Genomic DNA, 6,851 nt, shown 5'->3' on the forward strand with positions numbered 1-6,851 from the left:
TTACGATTCCTCCTTCTTTGATTTTTTCATCCGTCTGCTGTGGATCAGGTTCTGGATCAAAAGTGCAAACGCTCCGCAGTAGATGATGGCAGAGATAATAATGTCAATGACCTCTGGCACGAAGTCAAACAGCTGCATGTTGGATCCGCCCACGGTCAGGTGGCCGATGAACAGACCGGCAAACAGGATCCCTACCGGATTGGACTGTCCCAGAAGTGCCACGCAGATTCCGGAAAAGCCTTCCGGTGCGATAATATCCAGTACCTGCAGATATTTTCCCGTATTGGACAGGTACAAAAGAGCTCCTCCCATACCGGACAGGGCTCCGGCAATGATCATGGACATCACAATATTTCTCTTGGCGCTGATTCCTGCGTATTTGCAGGCATTGCTGTTTTTTCCACAGGCCTTCAGCTCATAGCCGAACACTGTCTTGTTCAAAATGATATGTACAAGGATCACACAGCCGATCACCAGAAGGATCCCCACATTTAGTTTTGTCCCGGCAAACAGCTGATCCAGCCCTGCCGTAGGAAGGTTGGCGCCCTTTGCAACCGGAAGAGACTGGTTTTTGATCTGATCATAGATGGTCTTTGCGATCAGAAAGTTCACCAGATACATTCCGATATAATTCATCATGATAGAAGAAATTACTTCGTTTACATTACGGTAAGCCTTTAATACTCCCGGCACCATTCCCCACAAAGCACCTGCCAGGGTCGCTCCCAAAATGCAGACCAGACAGTGGATCCCCGCCGGCAGGAAGGTACATTTTACACCGATAAATACTGCCACAAACGCCCCCGCCGTAAACTGTCCGGAAGCTCCGATATTAAACAGTCCTGTCTGGAAAGCAAATCCCACCGACAGTCCTGTCATGATGATGGGAATCGAATAATACAGCATCATTCCGATCCCTGTGATCCCATCTGTAAAAGATCCCTGGATGATCATCATAAAACCGCCGTAAGCCTGGGACGGATTGCTGACGATCAGGATCAACAGTCCAAACAAAAGACCAAATATAATGGCAAGGATGGAAGAACTCAGACGAACGGCTCCTTCTCCCTGCATCCACTTACTTTTTCGCTTCATGACTCACACTCCTTTTTGCTCCTGCCATGTAAAGTCCCAGCTCTTCTACCGTTACTTCCTCCGGCTTTACATCTGCTACGATCTCTCCCTCATACATCACGACGATCCTGTCGCTGACATCCATTACCTCATCCAGCTCCAGAGATACCAGAAGCACTGCTTTTCCTGCATCTCTCTGTGCGATCAGCTGTTTATGGATATATTCAATGGCTCCTACATCCAGACCTCTGACCGGCTGGACTGCGATTACGATCTCCGGATTCCGGTCCAGCTCTCTTGCGATAATGGCCTTCTGCTGATTTCCTCCGGACATTCCTCTTACTACACTGTCCTCTCCTCTGCTGGAACGGATATCAAACTGGTCGATCAGCTTTTTCGCATACTCCCGGATGGCATCAAACTTCAAAAACCCGTTTTTCTGGAACCGATCCAGGTAATAGGTCTGCAGAACCAAATTTTCCTGCAGGGTGTAGTCCAGCACCAGTCCGTCCTTATGTCTGTCCTCTGGAATATGTGCCACGCCGTCCAGGCATTTCTGCCGGATGCTCTCTCCTGTAATATCTTTCCCATTCAGGAATACCTTTCCTTCTTCCATGGGGATCATGCCGGTGATCCCATAGATCAGCTCCGACTGTCCGTTGCCGTCGATCCCTGCGATGGTCAGGATCTCTCCCTTGTGAACCGTAAAGGACACATCCTTTACCACATCTTTTCCGTGCTTGGAATGGATCGTGGCATTTTTCACCTCAAATACAGGCTCTCCCGGCTGAAAAGGAGACTTTTCCACATGGAGATTGACTTTTCTTCCCACCATCATTTCCGACATCTCTTCCTTGGAGGTTTCCGCCACCTCAATGGTTCCGATGCTCTTCCCTTTGCGGAGCACGGTACACCGGTCCGCCACCTGCTTGATCTCATCCAGCTTGTGCGTAATGACGATGATAGACTTGCCCTCTGCTACCAGCTGTTTCATGATCTTCATCAGTTCATCGATCTCCTGCGGCGTCAGAACGGCGGTCGGCTCGTCAAAGATCAGCATTTCATTGTCACAGTACAGCATCTTGAGGATCTCCACTCTCTGCTGCATTCCCACCGTGATGTCGGAAATGTGCACGTCCGGATCGATCTTAAACTTATATTTTTCGCTAAGCTCCATCACTTTTTTTCTGGCTTCATCCATCTTCAGGACGCCGCCTTTGGTGGTCTCATGCCCCAGCACAATGCTTTCCAGTACGGTAAAATTATGTACCAGCTTAAAGTGCTGATGAACCATTCCGATCCCCAGATCGTTGGCGTCGTTGGGGTTATTGATCTTTACCGGCTTTCCTTTGATCTTGATCTCGCCTGCTTCCGGCTGGTACAGTCCAAACAGTACGCTCATAAGCGTGGACTTCCCTGCGCCGTTTTCTCCCAGCAACGCATGAATCTCTCCTTTTTTTACCTTCAGCGTCACATCGTCATTGGCTTTGAATGTTCCGAACTGCTTGGTAATGTGATTCATCTCAATTACGTATTCCACGTTCCCTTCCTCCTTTAGAATCTACTCTCCTAAGTCCTCCGGTCCGAATCCGCAGGGCAGAAGCTCGCGAAGCTTCCACTCTTTGATCCCTCCCTTTCCGTCTGCCAGAAGAATGCAAAAGTCTTCCGGACTGCAGAATTCTCTCATCACCTGTCTGCACACACCGCAGGGCGCACAGACATTTGTAGGCTCCTCCCCTTCTTTGGCTCCCACAATGGCGATTTTTTCAAAAGCTCTTTCTCCCTCGTAAACCGCTTGAAAGAAAGCTGTCCTTTCTGCACAGTTGGTGGGCGTATAGGCTGCATTTTCGATATTGCATCCATGATAGACCTTCCCGCTCCTGGTCAGCAGCGCCGCTCCCACCTGAAAGTGGGAGTAAGGCGTATAAGCCTGAAGCCTTGCCTTCTTTGCCTCCTCAAATAATTCCTGGTTCGTCATCACATGATCTCCTTTTTAAAGCTGGTGCCGTCGGCGATATTGTTTACCTGGAAAATGTCCAGGATGGTTGCCGCAATATCTGCAAAGGTACTTCTGGTTCCCAGATTGACATTTTCTCTGATCTGACGCCCGTATGCCAGGAAGGGCACCTGCTCTCTGGAATGATCCGTTCCTTTAAAGCCCGGGTCACATCCGTGATCTGCTGTGATCATCAGGATATCCTCTTCCTTCATATCGGCTATAAAGGTCTCCAGCTGCTCATCAAATACAGTGGCCGCCCTGGCGTAGCCTTCTATGTCGTTTCGGTGACCGTACACCATGTCAAAATCTACCAGATTGACGAAACAGATCCCGTTGAAATCCTGCTGCAGCATTTCGATAGCCTTTTCCATCCCGTCCACGTTGTTCTGGATCCTCTGTGTATGTGCGATCCCTTTCCCCGCAAAAATATCATAGATCTTTCCGATTCCGTAAGTATCGTATCCGGCTTCCAAAAGAGCGTCCAGCATGGTGTCCCTGGGGGGCAGCAGAGAATAGTCGTGTCTGTTGGCTGTTCTCTGGAAATTTCCCGGTTCTCCCACAAACGGTCTTGCAATGACTCTTCCCACCCCGTGTTTCCCCGTCAGGATCTTTCTTGCTTCCTCGCAGTACCGGTAAAGTTCTTCAATAGGAACGATCTCCTCATGTGCCGCGATCTGGAATACGCTGTCGGCAGACGTATAGACGATCAGCTTTCCTGTCTCCATATGCTCCGCTCCAAAATCCCGGATCACGTCCGTTCCGGAATAGGGCTTGTTGCAAAGCACGCCTCTTCCCGTAACCCGCGTAAACTCCTCCAGGATCTCCTCCGGAAATCCATCCGGATACGTAGGAAGCGGTTCTCTGGAAATCAGACCTGCAATCTCCCAATGTCCGATGGTAGTATCCTTCCCTCTGGACGCTTCCGTCAGTCTCCCACAGGCTCCTTCCGTCTTTTCCGGGGACGGCAGGTAATCCACCCCGTCTATCTTCCCCAGACCGATCCGGTTCATGCAGGGCGTCCTGTACGCCTCGTTCGCCGCAATGCTTTTCAGGGTATTGGATCCCGCATCGTCAAAGTCTGCCGCATCCGGAGCATTCCCCACTCCGAAGCTGTCTAATACGATTAGAAACACTCTGTTCTTGTTTTTCATATATGTTCCTCCATTACAATGCCACAACTTATTTGGTCATGGTAACAATGACTTCCTTTTCTGACTTTTTCTGTCCTAATTATAGTAGACTTTACAATCACCAAAAAGGACAGGAGTCCTTTTTTACTTATTCGGTATCTTATTTGTAAGAAATATATAGTTTTTCCATTTTGTTTTTATGCACTTTCACTTTTTTCTTTCCTTTTTTTCTTCCATCCTTCATGTTTTTCACTTTTATTGCTCTGTAATTGTTTACAAATTTCTTTTTTTTCCTTATAATTTTACTATCGTTATCAGTGTGATTTTCACTGAAAAAAGAAAAGGAGAGAGAAAAATGAAAAATGTATTTCAAAAGTGGAACAGCATCAGTCTTGTAAAACGGATCATATGCGGACTTGCAGTCGGTATCATCCTGGGACTTCTGGTTCCGAAAGCAACCCCTATTTCCATGCTGGGAAGCCTGTTTGTAGGCGCCCTGAAGGGAATCGCACCCATACTGGTATTCTTTTTGGTTATCAGCGCTCTTTGTAACCAGAAAAAAGGACAGAAGACCAACATGAAGTTCGTTGTCTTCCTTTATATGCTGGGAAATGTTCTGGCAGGTCTTGTGGCAGTTCTTGCCAGCTTCCTCTTCCCCACTACGCTTACTCTGACAGACAGCGTAGAGGAAATGACCGCTCCGGGCGGCGTGGGAGAAGTCCTGACCAATCTTTTGATGAACCTGGTAAAAAACCCGGTGGCATCCATCTCAGAAGCAAATTACATCGGTATTCTGGCCTGGGCGATCGTATTTGGTATCGCGTTAAAAGGCGCCAGCGACACCACCAAAAATATGCTTGACAACGTAGCCGAGGCTGTATCTCATGGCGTAAAATGGATCATCAGCTGCGCACCCTTCGGTATCATGGGTCTGATCTTTACCACCGTTTCCGAGCAGGGTCTGGATGTTCTTCTGGACTACGGAAGACTGATCCTTGTACTGGTAGGAAGCATGGCTTTCCTGGCGCTGGTGGTAAATCCTATCGTAGTGTTCCTGTGCATCCGCAAGAACCCGTACCCACTGGTATTAAAATGTCTCAAAGACAGCGGTATCACCGCATTCTTCACCCGCAGCTCTGCTGCAAACATCCCGGTGAATATGGAGCTTTGTGAGGAGCTGGGCCTGGATGAGGACACCTATTCTATTTCCATCCCGCTGGGAGCAACGGTAAACATGGGCGGAGCTGCTATTACCATCTCCATCCTTGCACTGGCAGCCGCACACACTGTAGGTATCCACGTAGATATTCCTACTGCTCTGATCCTTTGTATCCTTTCTGCAGCAAGTGCTGCAGGAGCTTCCGGAGTAGCCGGTGGTTCCCTGCTTTTGATCCCGCTTGCCTGCAGCCTGTTCGGTATTCCAAACGACCTGGCAATGCAGGTGGTTGGTGTTGGATTTATCGTAGGTGTGATCCAGGATTCCTGCGAGACTGCTCTGAACTCTTCCACAGACGTTCTGTACACAGCCATTGCAGAACTGCGTGACAGAAGACTCCATCCGGAGCACTATGAAGCAAAATAATACATCCCAAGCTGTGATGTAACAATAATCGCTTACGCGTAAAAAAGTCCCCGTTTTCCTGCCTTAGGTCAACGGGGGCTTTCTTTTGAGGCGATAGCCCAACACCTCTTGTCCTATAAGCCTCCTATGAGCCACGACTCCTCTCTGCTTTTTATGACAAAACCGCCACCCTCCTGCTGTTCCTGGAGGATAGCGGTTTTTTACCTGCACCCTGTCTGTCTTTTCTGTCCTTTCGGCAGATCCTGACAAATCTCTACCATGCAAACTTCTTTTCGAAATAAGCAGGCAGATCTGCGATCTTCACTCTTTCCTGTTCCATGGTATCCCGATCTCTTACCGTAACTGCCTGATCTTCCTCTGAATCAAAATCGTAGGTCACACAGAAAGGAGTCCCGATCTCATCCTGTCTGCGGTATCTCTTTCCGATGTTTCCCCTTTCATCAAATTCACAGTTGTATTTTTTGCTTAACAGACTATATACTTTTTCCGCCCCTTCGCTCAGCTTCTTGGACAGAGGCAGAACGCCCACCTTTACAGGCGCCAGAGCCGGATGGAACCGGAGTACCGTCCGCATGTCTCCGCCTTCCAGTTCCTCCTCATCGTAGGCGCTGCAAAGGAAGGCCAGCACCATACGATCCGCTCCCAGAGAAGGCTCGATCACATAGGGAAGGTATTTGATCTTCTTTTCATCGTCAAAGTAGGTCAGATCCTGCTTGGAGGTGTTCTGATGCTGCGTCAGGTCAAAGTCCGTGCGATCCGCGATCCCCCAAAGCTCACCCCATCCAAACGGGAAGAGGAACTCCACGTCTGTTGTGGCTTTGCTGTAATGACTCAGCTCCTCCTTCTCGTGATCCCTGTAGCGCATCTCATCCTCCTTGATGCCCAGGGTCCGCAGCCAGTTCAGGCAATAGGATTTCCAATAGTCAAACCACTCCAGATCGGTGTCCGGCTCGCAGAAAAATTCCATCTCCATCTGTTCAAACTCCCGGGGACGGAAGGTGAAATTTCCCGGTGTGATCTCGTTCCGGAAGGATTTTCCGATCTGACAGATTCCAAACGGGATCTT

General features: G+C 49.0%; 6 protein-coding genes. 1 reads left to right on the forward strand and 5 read right to left on the reverse strand.

The features are described 5' to 3' along the window. The 4 genes from SOW26_RS04250 to SOW26_RS04265 are packed head-to-tail and all read right to left on the reverse strand — an operon-like array spanning position 1 to position 4,224. Entirely contained in the window at positions 1-1,095 is a 1,095-nt protein-coding gene (locus SOW26_RS04250; RefSeq protein WP_154476253.1) for an ABC transporter permease, read from the reverse strand. Continuing rightward, positions 1,079-2,614: an ABC transporter ATP-binding protein gene (locus SOW26_RS04255; protein ID WP_320651949.1), complete on the reverse strand. Its 1,536-nt coding sequence runs from the start codon at positions 2,612-2,614 to the stop codon at positions 1,079-1,081. Before SOW26_RS04255 ends, SOW26_RS04250 begins: the two co-directional genes overlap by 17 nt. 21 nt (positions 2,615-2,635) lie before the next feature. Continuing rightward, complete coding sequence (gene cdd / locus SOW26_RS04260; RefSeq protein WP_154476255.1) at positions 2,636-3,052, reverse strand: cytidine deaminase; 417 nt, start codon at positions 3,050-3,052, stop codon at positions 2,636-2,638. Then, positions 3,052-4,224 (reverse strand): phosphopentomutase, encoded by a 1,173-nt coding sequence (locus SOW26_RS04265; RefSeq protein ID WP_320651950.1) that lies wholly within the window; start codon positions 4,222-4,224, stop codon positions 3,052-3,054. Before SOW26_RS04265 ends, cdd begins: the two co-directional genes overlap by 1 nt. A gap of 334 nt (positions 4,225-4,558) precedes the next feature. Between SOW26_RS04265 and sstT the strand changes: the two genes are divergently transcribed. After that, complete coding sequence (sstT, locus tag SOW26_RS04270) at positions 4,559-5,785, forward strand: serine/threonine transporter SstT (RefSeq protein WP_154476257.1); 1,227 nt, start codon at positions 4,559-4,561, stop codon at positions 5,783-5,785. Positions 5,786-6,038: 253 nt separating this feature from the next. Here the strand turns inward: sstT and SOW26_RS04275 are convergent. After that, on the reverse strand, positions 6,039-6,851 hold an 813-nt coding region (locus tag SOW26_RS04275), incomplete at its 5' end, for a glycine--tRNA ligase (RefSeq protein WP_320651951.1).

The sequence above is a fragment of the Suipraeoptans intestinalis genome (assembly GCF_034091795.1).
GTDB classification, from domain to species: domain Bacteria; phylum Bacillota; class Clostridia; order Lachnospirales; family Lachnospiraceae; genus Suipraeoptans; species Suipraeoptans intestinalis.

What these genes read in the sequence shown, in the direction of transcription:
- SOW26_RS04250 (WP_154476253.1), bottom strand. Translation starts at nt 1,095, where the DNA reads ATGAAGCGAAAAAGTAAGTGGATGCAGGGAGAAGGAGCCGTTCGTCTG.
- cdd (WP_154476255.1), bottom strand. Translation starts at nt 3,052, where the DNA reads ATGACGAACCAGGAATTATTTGAGGAGGCAAAGAAGGCAAGGCTTCAG.
- SOW26_RS04265 (WP_320651950.1), bottom strand. Translation starts at nt 4,224, where the DNA reads ATGAAAAACAAGAACAGAGTGTTTCTAATCGTATTAGACAGCTTCGGA.
- sstT (WP_154476257.1), top strand. Translation starts at nt 4,559, where the DNA reads ATGAAAAATGTATTTCAAAAGTGGAACAGCATCAGTCTTGTAAAACGG.